Origin of the sequence: Pseudomonas haemolytica (assembly GCF_009659625.1) — a bacterium.
In the GTDB taxonomy this organism is placed as follows: Bacteria; Pseudomonadota; Gammaproteobacteria; order Pseudomonadales; family Pseudomonadaceae; genus Aquipseudomonas; species Aquipseudomonas haemolytica.
The window spans coordinates 765546-783189 of record NZ_VOIW01000001.1 but is presented as its reverse complement, the minus strand read 5'-3'; the positions used below and the strand labels follow the sequence as shown (position 1 = coordinate 783189).

The following is a 17644-nucleotide window of genomic DNA, read 5'->3' as shown; positions in this document are numbered from 1 at the left end:
AAGATACAGGCCCGGTCGCGGCTCAGGCGATCGCTTCAAGGCACGCCGGCGGCCGGCGTTGCACCCATTGGGTCAGTTGTTCATGGGCATAGGCCAATTGCAGCACGGCTCGGTCCGCCTGGGCCGGGCCGATGATTTGCAGGCCCATCGGCAGGCCCTGGGGGTTGAAGCCCACCGGGATGCTCATGCTCGGTAAACCGGCCAGGGTCGGTCCGATCACTACTTCCATCCAGCGGTGATAGGTATCCATTTCGCGCCCAGCCACGTGGCGCGGCCACGCCTGTTGTGCATCAAAAGGGAACACTTGGGCGGTGGGCAGCAGCAGGAAATCGTAACGCTCGAACAAGTTGGCCAAGGCGCGGTACCACTCGCTGCGATCCATCGACGCCTGGTACACCTGCTGCGCACTCAAGCCCTGGCCGCCCTGCACTTCCCATTGTGCTTCAGGCTTGAGCAGTGCGCGTTTCTGCGGGTTGGCGTAGGCCGCGCCGAGGTTGCCATGCACCAGCCAATGGCGGTGTACCAGCCAGCAGCGCCACAGACGCGCCAGGGAAAAATCCGGCTGGCAGCGTTGCACGTCGCAGCCCAGCGTGGCGAAGTCATCGAGGGCCGCTTCGCACAGGCTCATCACGCCGTCCTGCATCGGCAGGTAACCGTTGTAGTCACCCAGCCAACCGAGGCGTGCGCCGTTGAAGTCACGCTGCAACGGCTGGCCCAGCACCGCGGGATCGTCCCGGGATGACAGTGGCACCCGTGGGTCGTAACCGGCCTGGATGCTCAGCAGGCGCGCCACATCCGTAACGCTACGGCCCATCGGGCCTTCGGTGCCCAACTGCTGCACGAACAGCTCCGGCATCGGCCCATGGGGCACGCGCCCTTGGGACGGGCGCAAGCCGAACACATTGTTGAACGCCGCCGGGTTGCGCAGCGAGCCCATCATGTCGCTACCATCGGCCACCGGCAGCATGCGCAGCGCCAGGGCCACCGCCGCCCCACCACTGCTGCCGCCGGCCGCCAGGCGTGGGTCATAGGCATTGCCGGTGGTGCCGAACAGCGTGTTGTAGGTATGGGAGCCCAGGCCGAACTCCGGCACGTTGGTCTTGCCGATGATGATCGCGCCATTGGCCCGCACCCGCGCCACGCTGATGGCGTCTTCGCTCGGTACATGCTCGGAGAACAGCGGTGAGCCCAAGGTGGTGCGCAAGCCTTGGGTCGCCGCGAGGTCCTTGATGGCCTGGGGCATGCCGTGCATCCAGCCACGCGACTTACCCTGATCCAGCTCACGATCACAGGCCCTCGCCTCAGCCAGCACGGCATCGCTGTCGCGCAACGACACCAGTGCATTCACGCTCGGATTAAAACGCTGAATCTGTGCCAGGTATGCCTGCATCACCTCTTCGCACGACACTTGCCGCCCGTGGATCGCCCGCGACAGTTCAGTGGCATCCCACTCGACAATACTCAAGGCTTCACCTCACTTGAAAACGGCAGCGGTTTCTTCGCCCGTGGTGCCTCCTGCATGCAGTAAGTGCCCAGCAGCGTCAGCACGCAAGCGAACAACACATAGAACGACGGCGCCACCGGCGTGCCCAGCACTTTGCTCAGCCAGGTCACGATCAACGGCGCAAAACCACCGAACACCATCACCGCCACGTTATAGGCCACCGACACGCCGGTGGAACGCACCTCGATGGGAAACTGCTCGGCCAAGGCGGTCGGCGCCGGCCCGAAGAACCCGCCAATGGCGGTGCACAGCATCACCTGCATCACCAGCAAGCGTTCGATGGACGGCCCCGCAGCCACCCACACATACAACGGGTAGACCATCACGAAGAACGCCAGGGTGAACGCCATCAACACCGGGCGCCGCCCCAGGCGATCCGAGAGCAGGCCCGACAACGGAATCACCACGGTCATCAGCGCCACCGCAAACATCTGCACCATCAGCACCTGGTCCAGCGGCAGGCCGAGGTTCTTGTGGGCGAAGGTCGGCATGTTCACCAGCACCACATAGAACGACACCGTCGCCCCGCAGGCCAGGCCCATGGACACCAGGATGCTGCGGCGATGATCACGCAACACATCCATCAAGCTGGGTGCCGGGCCGGTCGCGTTTTTACGCGCCTCGATAAACTCTTCCGGGTCTTCCATGTGCCGACGAATCCACAACCCCACCGGGCCGATCAGCAAGCCCAGCACAAACGGTAAACGCCAGCCCCACAGGTCGAGGGTCTCGGGAGAAAAGAAGTGCGTGACCAACGCCACCATCGCCGCCCCGCCAAACACCGCCAGGCATTGCCCCACCAACTGCCATGACCCGTACAGGCCCTTGCGATGGGCCGGTGCGCTCTCCACCAGAAACGCCGTGGCACTCGCGTATTCCCCGCCGGTAGCAAAGCCTTGGAGCATCCGCGCCACCACGATCAACAAAGGCGCGCCCATTCCGATGGCGGCATAGTTCGGCGCGAAGGCGATCAGCGCGATGGATACGGTCATCAGCCGGATAATCAACTGCATCGCCGCCTTGCGGCCTTTGCGGTCGGCATAAATGCCCAACAGGATTCCACCCACCGGGCGCATGAAAAAGCCCACGCCAAAAGTGGCCAACGCCATCAGCAGCGAGGCGTATTCATCCTCAGAGGGGAAGAATTGCCGGGCGATGATGCTCGCCAGAAAGCCGTAGACGATAAAGTCATACCACTCCAGCGCGTTGCCGATCACGGCCGCCACCACTTGGCGGGTGCGGGAGACACCAGGTTTTGAAGTCTGCATGAGGAACACTCCATTCAACCGATAAGGGAAAGGGTCCAGCGGCAGAGAAAAGTGCGCTCGTCAGGCAGGCTTGAGCCAGCTCTCGGCCAGCGCGCCCCAATAGGCGGCGCCGGTCAGCAGGATGTCGTCGTTGAAGTCATAGGCGGGGTTGTGCACCATCGGCCGCGACACACCGTTACCGATAAACAGGTAACTGCCGGGGCAGCGTTGCAGCATCCAGGCGAAGTCTTCGCTGCCCATCAGCGTGCGGGTGTTGCCGTCCACTGCCTCGGCGCCGAGCAAGGCCACGCCGACCTGACGGGCAAACTCGGTTTCTTCGGCGTGATTGACCAGCACCGGGTAGGCCGGGCGGTGTTCGATCTGCACCGTGCAGCCGAAACTGGCGGCCTGGGTCTGGATGATCGCGTTGACCCGTTCCAGCATCTGCTCGCGCACCTTGGGGTTGAGCGCACGCAGGCTCAAGCGCAGCAACGCTTGCTGGGGAATCACGTTGGCGGCCTGGCCGGCCTGCAAGGCGCCGACCGTGACCACAGCGGCTTCCTGGGTATCAATGTTGCGCGCCACTACCGTCTGCAAGGCCATGACCATGCTCGCGGCCGCCACCAGTGGATCGACTGTGAGATGCGGCATGGAGCCATGGCCGCCGACGCCTTCCAGCGTCACGGTGAGCAAGTCCTGCGAAGCCATCATCGGGCCGACCCGCAAGCCCAAATGCCCCGCCGGCAAGCCCGGCATATTGTGCATCCCGAACAGCGCATCACAGGGGAAACGCTCCAGCAGACCGTCCGCCAGCATCGCCTCGGCGCCGCCCTGGCCCTCTTCGGCGGGTTGGAAAATCAGGTTCAAGGTGCCGTCGAATTGCCGGGTCGCCGCCAGATAACGAGCCGCGCCGAGCAGCATGGTAGTGTGGCCGTCATGCCCGCAGGCGTGCATGCAGCCGGCGTGCTGGCTGGTGTAGGAAGCACCGGTGTTTTCGATGATGGGCAAGGCGTCCATGTCGGCGCGAATACCCAGGGTGCGCGAGCTGCTGCCGTTGCGCAGCACGCCGACCACCCCGGTTTTGCCGATGCCGGTGTGCACCTCATAACCCCACTCCCTCAGGGATTGCGCGACCAGCGCAGAGGTTCGGTTCTCTTCAAAGCCGAGTTCAGGATGGGCGTGAATATCGTGACGCACAGCGTGCAAGTCGCTGGCGACGTCGCTGAGCCAATCCAGGATGTGCTGGTGTGGGCGCATGGTGATTCTCCTCACAGGCGGGTGTTCCCGTTCTTGTTGGCGACACACCGACAGCTAAGCGCGATGTGGGCCCGAGGACAATCAAAGGTGGTTCCACTGGGTGGAACCTCAGGGCGTTAGACGACAGCCCTGCCGTTCACCCAACCACCTTGCCGTATGCGTACGCCCCAACCCACTCGCCGTCACTTCACTGCGTTCCGGCTTGTCGATAAACGCACTGGTCGGCACGTACTGCTTCACATACCCACGGCAATACTCCGCCGGATTGTTCTCCACATACCGGCACGAGCAGTACTCCTTGGCTGTGTACGCCGCGATGATGTCGGGGAAGGCTTGCAGGTTGACGCGCTCATGCCACACCCAGCCCAGCAGGGCGAGCACCAGCAGCAGAAACAGACTGGTAAACGGTCGACGGCGAATCATGGCTGCACCGCCGCCAGCACGCGCTTGAGCAGTTCGTTATGGCGGTAGCTGCCATCGCGGTCATCGCCGTAGCGCACGATTACCAGGTGTTCATCGGGCATCACAAACAGCGCCTGGCCCCAGTGCCCGAGAGCGGCGAAGGTATCGGCGGGGGCACCGGGCCAAGGTCTGGGCGTGCCCGTGTTGAGCCACCATTGGCCACCGGGCACGGCTTCATCCTGGCCGGCTTTGTACTTGTCGAACGGCTGGCGATTGAAGGCCACCCACTCCTTGGGCAACAACTGCTGCTCACCCCAGCGCCCGTCACGTGCCATCAGCAGGCCGACACGCGCCAGATCCCGGGCGGTGAGGTAGGCGTAGGACGAGGCGACGAAAGTCTCATCGGCATCGGTTTCCCAGGTCGCATTACGAATGCCCAGCGGCTTGAACAGCGCATCCCACGGGTAAGTCATATAAGCCTTGTGCCCGAGCATGCCTTTGAGGGCGGCGGACAAGATGTTGCTGTCACCGCTGGAGTAACGGAAGGCCTGGCCAGGTGCGGCGACGGCTTGGCTGTCGGCGGCAAACTCGCCCATATCGCCCCGGCCTCGGGTGTAGAGCATCGCCACCACCGAGGATTTCAACGGCGCGTATTCATAGTCTTCCTGCCAGTCCAGGCCCGAGGCCCAGTGCAGGAGGTCGGCCATGGTCACCTTGGGGTGCTGTTTCATCGGCGGATAAAAACGTGCGGCGGGGTCAGTCAATTTGAAGCGGTTTTCGCCGTAGGCCACACCGAGCACCGTGGCCATCAGGCTTTTGCTCACCGACCAGGTCAAGTGCGGCGTGCTGGCGGTGGTGGGGGCGGCGTAGCGTTCGTAGATGATTTCACCGTCACGAATAACCAGCAGCGCGTCGGTGCGAATGCCTTTGCGGGTAGTGTCGTCGCGGGGCGGGAAGGCGTAAGCATCCAGGGCATCGACAGCGGGACCGACGAGTGGCGTGCCCAAGGCCCAATCCTTTTCGGGCCAGATTTCAGCGCGGGCGGTAACGGTGATGAACAACAAGGCAACGCACAACAAGCCACGGACCATGGACGCAAACTCAAGGGGAGCATTCAAGCCCGCGAGCCTAGCGCAGGCCAATGACAGATTTGCTACATAGGGGCTGTCATCCAACCGTCACCGTAACTTCATGGAGATGACACCGAGGCTACATAGCCTGACTTTGGACAACAAAGTCGACTGGCCGAAACGTGGCCGGCACTCGGAGACTCGCCATGACTCAGATCGCCCGCATCAGCGACACCGGCAATGAACGCCGCCTGCAAGCCGAACGCCTGGTTGGCGCCAAGGCGTTGCAGGAAGCCCAGGCCCTGCGGTTCAACGTGTTCAGCGGCGAGTTCAACGCCAAGCTGAAAGGCGCGGAACTGGGTCTGGACATGGATGACTATGATGTTCACTGCAGCCACATCGGCGTGCGGGATTTGAACAGCGGTCGACTCGTCGCCACCACCCGTTTGCTCGACCATCAGGCCGCCAGCACCTTGGGCCGGTTCTACAGCGAAGAGGAATTCAGCCTGCATGGCTTGTTGCACCTGCAGGGCCCGATCCTGGAAATCGGCCGTACCTGCGTCGACCCGGCCTACCGTAATGGCGGCACCATCGCGGTGTTGTGGGGCGAGTTGGCCGAGGTGCTCAACCAGGGCGGCTACAGCTACCTGATGGGTTGCGCGAGCATCCCGATGCACGACGGCGGCATCCAGGCCCACGCGATCATGCAACGCCTGCGCGAGCGTTACTTGTGCAACGAACACCTGCGCGCCGAACCGAAAAAACCGCTGCCGGCCCTGGACTTGCCATCCAACGTCATCGCGGAAATGCCGCCACTGCTCAAGGCCTATATGCGCCTGGGCGCGAAGATCTGCGGCGAGCCGTGCTGGGATGAAGATTTCCAGGTGGCCGACGTGTTCATCCTGCTCAAGCGCGATGAGCTGTGCCCGCGTTACGCGCGTCACTTCAAGGCGGCCATGTGATGAACCGCCTGCGCGTGTATGGGCGCATCGCCCGAGTACTGCTGGTGGTCGCGCTGGGGTTGAGCATGGCCAGTGTGTTCGGCCTGTTCGAACGTCTGGGCGTGGCTAACTCGATGGTGCGCCGCCAGCGTTGGTCGCGGTTCTTTATGGCGCGATTGACCAATGCCCTGCCCTTTCGCGTAACGGTGCACGGTGAGGTGCCGCAAACGCCGATGTTGTGGGTGAGCAATCACGTGTCCTGGACGGATATCCCGCTGCTGGGCATGGTCACGCCAATGTCGTTTTTGTCCAAGGCCGAAGTGCGTACCTGGCCGGTGGCTGGCTGGTTGGCGGCCAAGGCCGGTAGCCTGTTTATCCGTCGCGGCTCGGGTGACAGCCAGTTGATCCGCAAGCAGATGACCCGCCATCTGGAGCAACAGCACCCGCTGCTGATGTTCCCCGAAGGCACCACCACTGACGGGCGCAGCCTGCGTACGTTCCACGGGCGTCTGCTGGCCAGTGCGATTGATGCGCAGGTGTCGCTGCAACCGGTGGCGATCCGTTATCTGCGCGATGGGCAGGTGGACTCACTGGCACCGTTTATTGGCGACGATGATTTGCTCTCGCACCTGATGCGCCTGTTTTCCAATGACCAGAGCGATGTGGAAATTCACGTGCTCAAGCCGATTGCCTGCGCCGGGCAGGAGCGTGCGGCGTTGGCATTCCAGGCGCAGCAGGCGGTGCAGAAGGCGTTGTTCGGGCCGTTGGCGGAGACGGAACAAGTGCATGCTCGACCGGCTTTTGCAGCCTGAGATGTGAACACCGTTCAAATGTGGGAGGGGGCTTGCTCCCGATAGCAGTGGATCAGCCAGCATCAGCGGTGGCTGACACACCGCAATCGGGAGCAAGCCCCCTCCCACATTTAGCTTTGTGTTTTCAGGTGGTTATGCGCGAAGGCTTGCAGTTCAGGGTAGAAGATCCGGAAGTCTTCACTCAGCGGCTCATACAACACCCGCAACTCCTGCATCGCCTGCCCCAACTCCTGAGGCTGCGTCAGCCGCCGCGAAATCCCGCGCAACACCTGATCCATCACCGCGAACTCGCGGTAAGAGCCCAGCCAATCATCCGCTGCCATATACGGCGCAATCTGCGCCAGGCGGCCCGGCAGCGTGGGTTCGGCCGCCAGCACGCGGTACACCTGGGAGGTGAATTGCTCCAAGGGCTGGTCGGCATACAGCGCCCAATCCCGCGCCAGGCAGTGGTCAAAGAATACGTCGAGGACGATCCCGGCATAGCGCCTGCGGGTCAGGCTGAAGCGCGACAACGCCGCGCCGACCAACGGGTGGCTGTCGGTGAAACGATCGATTGAGCGATGCAGCTGGATCGCCGCTTCGATTTGCGGGTTGAACTGGCCCTGCAGGCGGCCTTTGACGAAATCGCCATAGAGGCTGCCCAGCAGTTGCGCAGGAAGTTGGCCGCCCAGGTGCAGATGTGCGAGATAATTCATGGCGCGCAGTCTAACACTGCCATCAACGTATCGTTATAACCCGATATACCTAATCGGCTTGAGCTAAGACCAAAATCATATTGGTATATCGGAATATAACGATTTAAAGTTCGCCTCATCGCGATATAACGTTTTACGACACCGAGCAACTGCCATGTCCATTGACCTCGACGAAATAATAAAAGCCCTGGCGCACCCAGTACGACGAGACATCCTCACCTGGCTGAAAGACCCGAAGGTGCAATTCCCCGAGCAACTGCACAACCACGAATACGGCATCTGCGCCGGGCAGATCGACCAGCGCTGCGGCTTGTCCCAGTCGACCGTGTCGGCCCACCTGGCCACCTTGCAACGCGCCGGGTTGATCAGCAGCCAGAAGGCCGGGCAATGGCACTTTTTCAAGCGCAACGAGGAAGTGATCCAAGCCTTTCTCGCGGCGCTCACCACTGAACTCAGCGCCGATATGAGCGCACCGCTGTAATAAAGGAAACGTCAATGCCCCTCTCGCTACTCATACTGGCCCTGAGCGCCTTCGCCATCGGCACCACCGAGTTCGTCATCATGGGCTTGTTGCCCGATGTGGCCGCGGATCTGGGCGTGTCGATTCCCGGCGCCGGCTGGCTGGTTACCGGCTACGCCCTGGGCGTGGCCATCGGCGCGCCGTTCATGGCACTGGCCACCGCCAAGCTGCCACGCAAGGCCGCCCTGGTAGCGTTGATGGGCATCTTTATTGTCGGCAACCTGCTCTGTGCCCTGGCCAGTGACTACAACGTGCTGATGTTTGCGCGCGTCGTCACTGCGCTGTGCCACGGTGCATTCTTTGGGATTGGTTCAGTGGTAGCGGCCAACCTGGTACCGGCCAACAAGCGCGCTTCGGCCGTGGCCTTGATGTTCACCGGCCTGACCCTGGCCAACGTACTCGGCGTGCCGCTGGGTACCGCACTGGGCCAGGAAGCCGGCTGGCGCTCGACCTTCTGGGCGGTGACCGTGATCGGCGTGATCGCCTTGATCGGCCTGATCCGCTTCCTGCCGGCCAAGCGCGACGAAGAAAAACTCGACATGCGTGCCGAACTGGCAGCCCTCAAGGGTGCCGGCATCTGGTTGTCGCTGAGCATGACGGCGTTGTTCGCCGCCTCCATGTTCACTCTCTTTACCTACGTCGCACCGTTGCTCGGCGATGTCACCGGCGTGTCGCCCAAGGGCGTGACCTGGACCCTACTGCTGATCGGCCTGGGCCTGACCGTGGGCAACATCATCGGCGGCAAGCTGGCGGACAAGCGCCTGGCGGCCACCCTGATCGGCGTGTTCATCAGCATGGCGGTGGTCTCCACCGTCCTGTCCTGGACCAGCGTCGCGGTAATCCCCACCGAAATTACCCTGTTCCTGTGGGCCACCGCCTCGTTTGCCGCCGTACCGGCGCTGCAGATCAACGTGGTGACCTTCGGCAAGGCCGCGCCAAACCTGGTGTCCACCCTCAACATCGGCGCCTTCAATATCGGCAATGCCCTCGGCGCCTGGGTCGGCGGCAGCGTGATTGCCCACGGTTTCGGCCTGACCAGCGTGCCATTGGCCGCGGCGGCCCTGGCGATTCTGGCCCTACTGGTGACCCTGATTACTTTCCGTCAGAGCGGCAATGCCGACCTGGCCCCCGCGACCAACTGATCAACTTAAAGAGAAAGGTGTTTTCCCCATGACGACTATTTTCGATCCGATCAAACTGGGCGACCTGGAACTGTCGAACCGCATCATCATGGCGCCGCTGACCCGCTGCCGCGCGGATGCCGGTCGTGTGCCCAATGCGCTGATGGCCGAGTACTACGTGCAACGCGCCTCCGCCGGGCTGATCCTCAGCGAAGCCACCTCTGTGACGCCTATGGGCGTCGGCTACCCGGACACCCCGGGTATCTGGTCCAACGACCAGGTGCGCGGCTGGGCCAACATCACCAAGGCCGTGCATGGCGCGGGCGGCAAGATTTTCCTGCAACTGTGGCACGTCGGCCGGACCTCCCATGAATCCTATCTGGACGGCGAAACCCCGGTGGCACCCAGCGCGATTCAGGCCAAAGGCCACGTCAGCCTGGTGCGCCCGTTGGCCGACTACCCTACCCCGCGCGCCCTGGAAACCGCTGAAATCGCCGACATCGTCGACGCTTACCGCGTAGGTGCAGAAAACGCCAAGGCCGCAGGCTTTGACGGTGTGGAAATCCACGGCGCCAACGGCTACCTGCTCGACCAATTCCTGCAAAGCAGCACCAACCAGCGCACCGACAACTACGGCGGTTCCCTGGAGAACCGTGCGCGCCTGCTGCTGGAGGTGACCGACGCTGCGATTGAAGTCTGGGGTGCCGGCCGGGTAGGCGTGCACCTGGCACCGCGTGCCGACGCCCACGACATGGGCGACGCCAACCTGGCCGAAACCTTCACCTACGTTGCCAGTGAACTGGGCAAGCGCGGCATCGCCTTCATCTGCTCCCGTGAAAAAGAAGGCGCGGATAGCCTCGGCCCACAACTGAAAAAAGCCTTCGGCGGCCCGTACATCGCCAACGAACGCTTCACCAAAGACAGCGCCAACGCTTGGCTGGCGGCGGGTAAGGCGGATGCGGTGGCCTTCGGCATACCCTTCATTGCCAACCCGGACCTGCCGGCGCGCTTGAAAGCTGATGCACCGCTGAACGAGCCGCACCCGGAGACCTTCTACGGTAAAGGCCCGGTGGGTTATATCGATTACCCGACGCTGGCGATCTAACGCGATCCGCAAAACAATGCGGGAGGGGGGCAAGCCCCCTCCCGCATTTTTGTCTGTGTATAGGCCCTTGGAAACATTGCTTCACAGAACCGCAACAATATCGCTACAAAATACTTAGCCAACTACCTATCAACCGCAGGCCAGCCCGTATATAAAGTCACCCCGCCAATCAGGCAAAGGGACGATTGGCTGTCTCTGGTCTTTACTATTGACACAACTGGACGCAATTACGCATTTTGTCTCAATTGCGCAGGCTGGGGCTCAGGCGCAGCATGTCCAGCCCTATATCAGCCCAGCGCTCGGCGTCCTGATGCAGTTGAAAACTGTCAGGCACCAGCAGCCACTGGCCGATCAAACCGTGGATAAAGGCATGGATACATACGGCCCCGCGGGTGGTATCGAGCGTTTCTGGAAGTTGCCCGCGATGGACCGCGTTACGCAACGTCAAGCCGATGCGCAGGTTGCATTCAAGACTGTGGGTCTGGCGTTGGCGGCGCATGTCACACATTTCATCGGTGAACTCGCACTTATGAAACAGAATCTCGTTGATGCGCCGGGTTTTCGGGTCCAGGGCCACTTCATGGTAGAGATGAATCAGCAATTTGCGCATACAGCCCAGCGGGTCGACCTCATCCTCGCTTTCACTTGCCCGGGCCAGTTCGTCCAGCGGCTCGTGCAACGTGTCGAGCAGCGCCTGGAGCAAGTCGGCCTTATTGCTGAAATGCCAGTAGATAGCCCCGCGTGTCACGCCGGCCAGCGCGGCGATGTCCGCCAGGGTGGTCCGCGCGACACCGCGATCATAGAAAGCCTGCTCGGCGGCTTGCAGAATCTGGCTGCGCGTTTCCTGAGCTTCCTCTTTGGTGCGACGAACCATGGCAGTAAAACCTCAATCGGGACACTGTGGATGGTACTTGACCATCATCTGAATAATTGTGGGACGACGCCGTCATGGGCGCCGAACGTACTAGAATCGAGGCTTACGGTGCTGCTTTGTCAATATTCCACGCAGCCTGTCAAGAGTTTACAAACAACCATGAACGTAAGTATATTGCGTAGCAAGCTACTTATCCACTCACCGCTTGTTTTTTACCCTTCCACACTTCTTGTGCGCACTCTGCGCGCCTGACCCGAGGATCTTCATGCAACTTAAGCCAGCTGTTACCGCTCTGGTCACTGCCGTCGCCCTGGCATCGCTGCTCAGCGGATGTAAAAAGGAAGAAGCGGCACCGCCCGCTCAAACCCCTCAGGTCGGCGTGGTCACCATTCAACCGCAAGCCTTCACCCTGACCACCGAGCTGCCAGGCCGCACCACGGCCTACCGCATCGCGGAAGTCCGGCCTCAGGTCAACGGCATCATTCTCAAGCGCCTGTTCAAGGAAGGTGCGGACGTGAAGGAAGGGCAACAGCTCTACCAGATCGACCCGTCGGTGTATGACGCCACCCTGAAAAGCGCCCAAGCCAGCCTGACCCAGACCAAGTCCATCAGCGACCGCTACAAGCAATTGGTCGATGAGCAAGCCGTCAGCCGTCAGGAATACGACACTGCCGTCGCCAACCGCATGACCGCCGAAGCAAACGTTCAAACCGCCCAGATCAACGTGCGCTATACCAAAGTGTTCGCGCCGATCTCCGGGCGCATTGGCCGCTCTTCGGTGACCGAAGGCGCACTGGTCAGCAATGGCCAGGCCGATGCCATGGCCGTGATCCAGCAACTGGACCCGATCTACGTTGACGTCACGCAGTCCTCGGCGGAAATGCTGAAACTGCGCCGCGACCTTGCAAGTGGCCAACTGGAGAAAGCCGGCGAAAACGCTGCCAAGGTCAAGCTGACCCTGGAAGACGGCACGCCCTACGCCCAGGACGGCAAGCTTGAGTTCTCGGAAGTGTCGGTCGACCAGACTACCGGTTCCGTGACCCTGCGCGCCGTGTTCCCGAACCCTGACCACACCCTGCTGCCCGGGATGTTCGTGCACGCCCAGCTGCAAGCCGGCGTGAACAGCAAGGCCATTCTCGCGCCGCAACAAGGCGTGACCCGTGACCTCAAGGGCATCCCGACGGCGTTGATCGTGAACAAGGACAACAAGGTCGAGCAACGCGTCCTGGTTGCCAACCGTACTTCCGGCGCCTACTGGCTGGTGGAAAAAGGCCTGGACGCCGGTGACCGTGTGATCACCGAGGGCCTGCAATTCATCAAGCCGGGCATCGAAGTCAAGGTCAAGGACGCTGACAACGCTAAACCCGCCGGTACTGCTGCAGCGCCCGCTGCCGCTGCTGGTCAAGGGGAGTAATCCATGTCGAAATTTTTTATCGACCGTCCCATTTTCGCCTGGGTAATTGCCCTGGTGATCATGCTGGTCGGGGCACTGTCGATCCTGAAGTTGCCCATCAACCAATACCCGGCCATTGCGCCAACGGCCATTGATATCCAGGTAACCTACCCAGGCGCGTCTGCACAAACCGTGCAGGACACCGTGGTGCAAGTCATCGAGCAACAGCTCAACGGTATCGACAACCTGCGTTATGTCGCCTCAGACAGTAACTCCGACGGCAGCATGACCATCACCGCGACGTTCAACCAGGGTACCAACCCGGATATCGCCCAGGTCCAGGTGCAGAACAAGCTGAACCTGGCCACCCCGCTGCTGCCACAAGAAGTGCAGCAACAGGGTATCCGCGTGACCAAGTCGGTGAAGAACTTCCTGATGGTGATCGGTCTGGTGTCGGAAGACGGCAGCATGACCAAGGACGACCTGTCCAACTACATCGTGTCCAACATCCAGGACCCGATCTCCCGTACCGCGGGTGTAGGTGACTTCCAGGTCTTCGGTTCGCAGTACGCCATGCGTATCTGGCTCGACCCGGCCAAGCTGAACAACTATCAGCTCACGCCCGTGGATGTCAGCAACGCCATCAAGGCGCAGAACGTGCAGGTGGCTACCGGTCAACTGGGCGGCTTGCCTGCCCTGCCCGGCACCCAGCTGAACGCCACCATCATCGGCAAGACACGCCTGCAAAGCGCTGACGAATTCGCCAAGATCCTGATGAAGGTGAACACCGACGGCTCGCAGGTTCGCCTGGGTGACGTCGCGCGTATCGAGCTGGGCGGCCAGAACTACAGCATCAGTGCACAGTTCAACGGTAAGCCGGCATCCGGTATGGCCATCAAGCTGGCGGCCGGTGCAAACGCCCTGGACACCGGCAAGGCCATCCGCGAAACAGTGAAGTCCCTGGAGCCGTTCTTCCCGCCTGGCATGAAGGCGGTAGTACCGTATGACACCACCCCGGTCGTGACCGAATCGATCTCCGGTGTAGTTGACACCCTGGTCGAAGCGATCGTGCTGGTGTTCCTGGTGATGTTCCTGTTCCTGCAGAACTTCCGCGCCACCATCATCACCACCATGACCGTACCGGTGGTATTGCTGGGTACCTTCGGGATCCTGGCCGCGTGCGGCTTCACCATCAACACCCTGACCATGTTCGGCATGATCCTGGCCATCGGCTTGCTGGTGGACGATGCCATCGTCGTGGTGGAAAACGTCGAACGGGTAATGGCCGAGGAACACCTGTCGCCGAAAGAAGCGACGATCAAGTCCATGGGCCAGATCCAGGGCGCCCTGGTAGGTATCGCCCTGGTACTGTCGGCGGTACTGCTGCCGATGGCGTTCTTCGGTGGTTCCACCGGTGTGATCTACCGCCAGTTCTCCATCACCATTGTTTCGGCGATGGCATTGTCGGTACTGGTTGCCCTGATCTTCACCCCGGCCTTGTGCGCCACCATGCTCAAGCCGATTGATCCAGAAAAACATGGCCAGCCCAAGCGCGGCTTCTTCGGCTGGTTCAACCGTACCTTCGACAGCGGCGTACTCAAGTACGAGCGCGGCGTAGGCGCCATGATCAAGCACAAGATTCCAGCGTTCCTGGTGTATGTGCTGATCCTGGCCGGCATGATCTGGATGTTCACCCGTATCCCAAGCGCGTTCCTGCCAGAGGAAGACCAGGGTGTGATCTTCGCCCAGGTGCAGACACCGGTAGGCTCTTCGGCTGAACGTACGCAAACCGTGATCGACGACATGCGTGCCTACCTGCTCAATGACAAGGAAGGCGAACCGGGTGAAGGCAAGGCTGTGAAGTCGGTGTTTACCGTAAACGGCTTCAACTTCGCTGGTCGTGGCCAGAGCTCGGGCCTCGCGTTCGTGATGCTCAAGCCGTGGGACGAGCGTGATGCGTCGATGTCGGTATTCGAAGTGGCCAAGCGTGCCCAGGGTTACTTCTTCGGGGCCTTCAAGGACGCCATGGTATTCGCCATCGTGCCGCCTTCGGTTCTGGAGTTGGGTAACGCCACCGGTTTCGACGTGTTCCTGCAAGACCAGGGTGGCGTCGGCCACGACAAGCTGATGGCTGCACGTAACCAGTTCCTCGGTGCGGCGGCGCAAAGCAAGGTGCTGGCGGGCGTACGTCCTAACGGCGTGAACGATGAGCCGCAGTACGAGCTGACCGTCGACGACGAGAAAGCCAGTGCCCAGGGCATCAGCCTCGCGGATATCCAGCAGACCCTGGCCATCGCCTTGGGCGGTAGCTACATCAACGACTTCATCGACCGTGGTCGTGTGAAGAAGGTGTATGTGCAAGGTGACGCTGCCAGCCGGATGTCTCCGGAAGACCTGGACAAATGGTACGTGCGCAGCAACTCCGGGAAGATGGTGCCACTGTCGGCCATCTCGTCGGGCCAGTGGATCTTCGGCTCGCCCAAGCTCTCGCGATACAACGGTGTAGCGGCGATGGAAATCCTCGGTACTCCGGCACCGGGCTACAGTACCGGTGACGCGATGGCGGAAGTCGAGCGCATTGCCAAAGAGCTGCCGGCCGGCATCGGCTACTCCTGGACCGGCCTGTCGTATGAAGAGCGCTTGTCCGGCTCCCAGGCGCCTGCGCTGTACGCCCTGTCGCTGCTGGTGGTGTTCCTCTGCCTGGCGGCCTTGTACGAAAGCTGGTCGATCCCGATCGCGGTGATTCTGGTAGTGCCACTGGGTGTGATCGGTGCGCTGATCGCCACCAGCCTGCGCGGCCTGTCCAACGACGTGTTCTTCCAGGTGGGCTTGCTGGTGACGGTGGGCCTGGCGGCGAAAAACGCCATCCTGATCGTGGAATTCGCCAAAGAGCTGCACGAGCAAGGCAAAGGCATTGTCGAGGCGGCTATCGAAGCGTCGCGGATGCGTCTGCGCCCGATCATCATGACGTCCATGGCGTTCGTGCTCGGCGTACTGCCGCTGGCGATTTCCAGTGGCGCAGGCTCGGGTAGCCAGCATGCCATCGGTACCGGCGTAATCGGCGGTATGATCACGGCCACTGTGCTGGCGATCTTCTGGGTGCCACTGTTCTATGCAACCGTGTCCTCGGCCGGCGAACGTAAAAAGAAAGACACTACTGAAACTCCTAAAGAGGCTGGCCAATGAGCAAGTCGCTACTTTCCCTAGCCGTCACGGCATTCGTGCTCAGTGGCTGCTCGCTGATACCTGACTACCAGCGCCCCGAAGCGCCGGTAGCGGCCCAGTTCCCGCAGGGGCCGGCGTACTCGTCGGCCCAGGCGCCGGGCCAGGCCGCTGCCGAGCAGGGCTGGAAGCAGTTTTTCCATGACCCTGCCCTGCAACAGCTGATCCAGACCGCGCTGGTGAACAACCGTGACCTGCGTGTCGCGGCGCTGAACATCGACGCGTATGCGGCGCAGTACCAGATCCAGCGTGCCGACCTGTTCCCAGCCGTGTCGGCCACTGGCAGCGGCAGCCGCCAGCGTACCCCGGCCAAACTGTCGCAGACCGGCGAATCGGGCATCACCAGCCAATACTCGGCCGGCCTCGGGATCAGCTCTTACGAGTTGGACCTGTTCGGTCGCGTCCGTAGCCTGAGCGAAGAGGCGCTGCAAAAGTACTTCGCGACTGAAGAAGCGCGCCGCAGCACCCAAATCAGCCTGGTGGCCAGCGTGGCGAATGCCTACCTGACCTGGCAGGCCGACAAGGAGCTGCTCAAGCTGACCCAGGACACCCTCGGTGCTTTCGAGCAGAGCTTCAAGCTCACCTCGCGCAGCAACGAAGTCGGCGTGGCCTCGGCCCTCGACCTCAGCCAGGCACGCACCTCGGTGGAAAACGCCCGGGTTCAACTGGCCCGGTATACCCGCCAGGTGGCCCAGGACGAAAACAACCTGACCCTGCTGCTGGGCACCGGCCTGCCGGCAAATATCGCCAGCAAGCCACTGTCGGATGACCTGCTCAGCGAAGTGCCTGCCGGGTTGCCGTCGGACCTGCTGCAACGTCGTCCCGACATTGTGCAGGCCGAGTACAACCTCAAGGCGGCCAACGCCAATATCGGCGCGGCCCGTGCGGCGTTCTTCCCGAGCATCAGCCTGACCGCCAGCGCCGGTACCGCCAGCCCTACCCTGGGCGGCCTGTTCAAAGGCGGTTCGGGCACCTGGGCGTTTGCCCCGCAGATCAACATCCCGATCTTCAACGCCGGTAGCCTGCGCGCAAGCCTGGACTACTCGAAGATCCAGAAAGAGATCAACGTGGCCAACTACGAGAAAGCGATCCAGACCGGCTTCCAGGAAGTCTCCGACGGCCTTGCCGCACGTGAGACCTACAAGCAGCAACTGGACGCCCAACGTGGCTTCGTCGCCGCCAACCAGGATTACTACCGCCTGGCCGAGCGTCGCTACCGCATTGGTGTCGACAGCAACCTGACGTTCCTCGACGCCCAACGCCAACTGTTCAGTGCCCAGCAATCGCTGATCACCGACCGCCTGGCGCAGCTCAACAGCGAGGTCAACCTGTACAAGGCCCTCGGTGGTGGTTGGAACGAGCAAACGGCGAAGAATGAACCGCTGAAAGAAGAAGCACCGCCGTTGAAGTTGTTCTGATAGCGCGGGTATGAAAAAACCGCTTCCCTCACCGGAAGCGGTTTTTTTATGCCTTGATTTTCA

At 61.7% G+C, this 17644-nt stretch carries 15 protein-coding genes; 8 read left to right on the top strand and 7 right to left on the bottom strand.

What is annotated here, in order from left to right:
* Positions 1-22: 22 nt before the first annotated feature.
* From FRT59_RS03545 to FRT59_RS03525, 5 genes are all read right to left on the bottom strand, one after another.
* On the bottom strand, positions 23-1465 hold the full coding sequence (locus tag FRT59_RS03545) for an amidase (RefSeq protein ID WP_153870407.1): 1443 nt from the start codon (positions 1463-1465) through the stop codon (positions 23-25).
* Positions 1462-2772, bottom strand: a complete 1311-nt coding sequence (locus tag FRT59_RS03540) for a citrate-proton symporter (RefSeq protein WP_153870406.1) — start codon at positions 2770-2772, stop codon at positions 1462-1464. The genes FRT59_RS03545 and FRT59_RS03540 overlap by 4 nt, the downstream gene beginning before the upstream one ends.
* Before the next feature lie 60 nt (positions 2773-2832).
* Positions 2833-4008, bottom strand: coding sequence for a M20 aminoacylase family protein (locus FRT59_RS03535; RefSeq protein WP_153870405.1), 1176 nt, complete (start codon positions 4006-4008; stop codon positions 2833-2835).
* 108 nt (positions 4009-4116) lie between these two features.
* Complete coding sequence (locus FRT59_RS03530; protein WP_153870404.1) at positions 4117-4431, bottom strand: amidase; 315 nt, start codon at positions 4429-4431, stop codon at positions 4117-4119.
* Positions 4428-5501 carry a serine hydrolase domain-containing protein gene (locus FRT59_RS03525; protein WP_153837899.1) on the bottom strand — a complete coding sequence of 358 codons (1074 nt, stop codon included), beginning with the start codon at positions 5499-5501 and terminating at the stop codon, positions 4428-4430. Before FRT59_RS03525 ends, FRT59_RS03530 begins: the two co-directional genes overlap by 4 nt.
* A gap of 185 nt (positions 5502-5686) precedes the next feature.
* Between FRT59_RS03525 and olsB the strand changes: the two genes are divergently transcribed.
* Entirely contained in the window at positions 5687-6442 is a 756-nt protein-coding gene (gene olsB / locus FRT59_RS03520; protein WP_034118547.1) for an L-ornithine N(alpha)-acyltransferase, read from the top strand.
* Complete coding sequence (locus FRT59_RS03515) at positions 6442-7233, top strand: lysophospholipid acyltransferase family protein (protein WP_153837662.1); 792 nt, start codon at positions 6442-6444, stop codon at positions 7231-7233. Before olsB ends, FRT59_RS03515 begins: the two co-directional genes overlap by 1 nt.
* A gap of 110 nt (positions 7234-7343) precedes the next feature.
* On the opposite strand, the gene FRT59_RS03510 is transcribed toward FRT59_RS03515, so the two are convergent.
* Positions 7344-7928 carry an acyl carrier protein phosphodiesterase gene (locus FRT59_RS03510; RefSeq protein ID WP_153870403.1) on the bottom strand — a complete coding sequence of 195 codons (585 nt, stop codon included), beginning with the start codon at positions 7926-7928 and terminating at the stop codon, positions 7344-7346.
* A gap of 154 nt (positions 7929-8082) precedes the next feature.
* Between FRT59_RS03510 and FRT59_RS03505 the strand changes: the two genes are divergently transcribed.
* Genes FRT59_RS03505 through FRT59_RS03495 form a run of 3 tightly spaced genes read left to right on the top strand, consistent with a single transcriptional unit; the run spans position 8083 to position 10674 of the window.
* Positions 8083-8409: an ArsR/SmtB family transcription factor gene (locus tag FRT59_RS03505; RefSeq protein ID WP_153870402.1), complete on the top strand. Its 327-nt coding sequence runs from the start codon at positions 8083-8085 to the stop codon at positions 8407-8409.
* 14 nt (positions 8410-8423) lie between these two features.
* Complete coding sequence (locus FRT59_RS03500; RefSeq protein ID WP_153870401.1) at positions 8424-9590, top strand: MFS transporter; 1167 nt, start codon at positions 8424-8426, stop codon at positions 9588-9590.
* 28 nt (positions 9591-9618) lie between these two features.
* A complete protein-coding gene (locus FRT59_RS03495) occupies positions 9619-10674 on the top strand; it encodes an alkene reductase (protein WP_153870400.1) in 1056 nt (351 codons plus the stop codon).
* A gap of 241 nt (positions 10675-10915) precedes the next feature.
* Here the strand turns inward: FRT59_RS03495 and FRT59_RS03490 are convergent, their stop codons facing one another.
* Positions 10916-11548, bottom strand: coding sequence for a TetR family transcriptional regulator (locus FRT59_RS03490; RefSeq protein ID WP_034118541.1), 633 nt, complete (start codon positions 11546-11548; stop codon positions 10916-10918).
* A gap of 265 nt (positions 11549-11813) precedes the next feature.
* Here FRT59_RS03490 and FRT59_RS03485 point away from each other — a divergent pair, with 265 nt between their 5' ends.
* Genes FRT59_RS03485 through adeC form a run of 3 tightly spaced genes read left to right on the top strand, consistent with a single transcriptional unit; the run spans position 11814 to position 17581 of the window.
* On the top strand, positions 11814-12962 hold the full coding sequence (locus FRT59_RS03485) for an efflux RND transporter periplasmic adaptor subunit (RefSeq protein WP_034118540.1): 1149 nt from the start codon (positions 11814-11816) through the stop codon (positions 12960-12962).
* 3 nt (positions 12963-12965) lie between these two features.
* Positions 12966-16127: an efflux RND transporter permease subunit gene (locus FRT59_RS03480; protein WP_034118539.1), complete on the top strand. Its 3162-nt coding sequence runs from the start codon at positions 12966-12968 to the stop codon at positions 16125-16127.
* Positions 16124-17581, top strand: coding sequence for an AdeC/AdeK/OprM family multidrug efflux complex outer membrane factor (gene adeC / locus FRT59_RS03475; RefSeq protein ID WP_034118538.1), 1458 nt, complete (start codon positions 16124-16126; stop codon positions 17579-17581). The genes FRT59_RS03480 and adeC overlap by 4 nt, the downstream gene beginning before the upstream one ends.
* The last annotated feature ends 63 nt before the right edge of the window (positions 17582-17644 follow it).

Bases quoted from the DNA above. Each gene is read 5' to 3' on its own strand.
- FRT59_RS03540 (WP_153870406.1), bottom strand. From the start codon at position 2,772: ATGCAGACTTCAAAACCTGGTGTCTCCCGCACCCGCCAAGTGGTGGCG.
- FRT59_RS03535 (WP_153870405.1), bottom strand. From the start codon at position 4,008: ATGCGCCCACACCAGCACATCCTGGATTGGCTCAGCGACGTCGCCAGC.
- FRT59_RS03530 (WP_153870404.1), bottom strand. From the start codon at position 4,431: ATGATTCGCCGTCGACCGTTTACCAGTCTGTTTCTGCTGCTGGTGCTC.
- FRT59_RS03525 (WP_153837899.1), bottom strand. From the start codon at position 5,501: ATGGTCCGTGGCTTGTTGTGCGTTGCCTTGTTGTTCATCACCGTTACC.
- olsB (WP_034118547.1), top strand. From the start codon at position 5,687: ATGACTCAGATCGCCCGCATCAGCGACACCGGCAATGAACGCCGCCTG.
- FRT59_RS03515 (WP_153837662.1), top strand. From the start codon at position 6,442: ATGAACCGCCTGCGCGTGTATGGGCGCATCGCCCGAGTACTGCTGGTG.
- FRT59_RS03510 (WP_153870403.1), bottom strand. From the start codon at position 7,928: ATGAATTATCTCGCACATCTGCACCTGGGCGGCCAACTTCCTGCGCAA.
- FRT59_RS03505 (WP_153870402.1), top strand. From the start codon at position 8,083: ATGTCCATTGACCTCGACGAAATAATAAAAGCCCTGGCGCACCCAGTA.
- FRT59_RS03500 (WP_153870401.1), top strand. From the start codon at position 8,424: ATGCCCCTCTCGCTACTCATACTGGCCCTGAGCGCCTTCGCCATCGGC.
- FRT59_RS03495 (WP_153870400.1), top strand. From the start codon at position 9,619: ATGACGACTATTTTCGATCCGATCAAACTGGGCGACCTGGAACTGTCG.
- FRT59_RS03490 (WP_034118541.1), bottom strand. From the start codon at position 11,548: ATGGTTCGTCGCACCAAAGAGGAAGCTCAGGAAACGCGCAGCCAGATT.
- FRT59_RS03485 (WP_034118540.1), top strand. From the start codon at position 11,814: ATGCAACTTAAGCCAGCTGTTACCGCTCTGGTCACTGCCGTCGCCCTG.
- FRT59_RS03480 (WP_034118539.1), top strand. From the start codon at position 12,966: ATGTCGAAATTTTTTATCGACCGTCCCATTTTCGCCTGGGTAATTGCC.
- adeC (WP_034118538.1), top strand. From the start codon at position 16,124: ATGAGCAAGTCGCTACTTTCCCTAGCCGTCACGGCATTCGTGCTCAGT.